Source organism: Streptococcus mitis, from assembly GCF_003942685.1.
Lineage (GTDB): Bacteria > Bacillota > Bacilli > Lactobacillales > Streptococcaceae > Streptococcus > Streptococcus mitis_CD.
On record NZ_RJNR01000037.1, the window covers coordinates 1 to 870 of the forward strand.

Annotated in this window: 1 protein-coding gene; it reads right to left on the bottom strand. The window is 43.1% G+C overall.

Translation table 11 applies throughout. From position 1 onward, the window contains the following. A partial coding sequence (locus D8855_RS10390) for a mucin-binding protein (RefSeq protein ID WP_474104126.1) occupies window positions 1-774 on the bottom strand: 774 nt, incomplete at its 3' end. Window positions 775-870 lie beyond the last annotated feature (96 nt).

Here is an 870-nt window from a genome sequence, read left to right on the forward strand (position 1 = left end):
GGTTGTCCAGTCTTGGAAGTCAATATGACCTGTTACCAAGTTGACATTGCTCCAACGTTTGAAGTTCAGTGTTTCAACCACATCATCCTTAGCTTTACTTCCATCTTCGTAAACATAATGGATGGTACGGCTAACACTTTCCTTGTTATCCAAGTTTTCAACGGTTCCTGGCCAACGTGGNCTATCTGGTTGTCCTGGATTNACTGGTGTGTTTGGTTGTGGAGTTGGGTTATCTGGGTTAACTGGTTCAACACGTTCTGAAAGGGTTACAGTGTAGACTTGGTCACGTGCTGTATCGTAGTCATAAACCTTCGCACCACCTGNTGTGAATTCATCGCTAACAAGCTTATAACCTTGTTTCTTGAATTCATTGATTTGACTTGTTGTGCTGTAGGCAATGGCTTCACCTGACTTACCTGTCACTTCATCTGTTGTGAGAACACGGTTACCGTTAGTGCTTACATAACGGATAATAGCTTTTTGAGCATCCTTACGGTAAGTAACTGTTTCAACACGGTCTTGGTCTTTCGCTTGAACTCCACTTACAGCTGGGATTTCTGATTTATCCGCTGTGTAACCTGCGATGGTTGGAGAGACCACTTTATCAAACGTATCATCATTNGTTGTCCAGTCTTGGAAGTCAATATGACCTGTTACCAAGTTGACATTGCTCCAACGTTTGAAGTTCAGTGTTTCAACCACATCATCCTTAGCTTTACTTCCATCTTCGTAAACATAATGGATGGTACGGCTAACACTTTCCTTGTTATCCAAGTTTTCAACGGTTCCTGGCCAACGTGGNCTATCTGGTTGTCCTGGATTNACTGGTGTGTTTGGTTGTGGAGTTGGGTTATCTGGGTTAACTGGTTC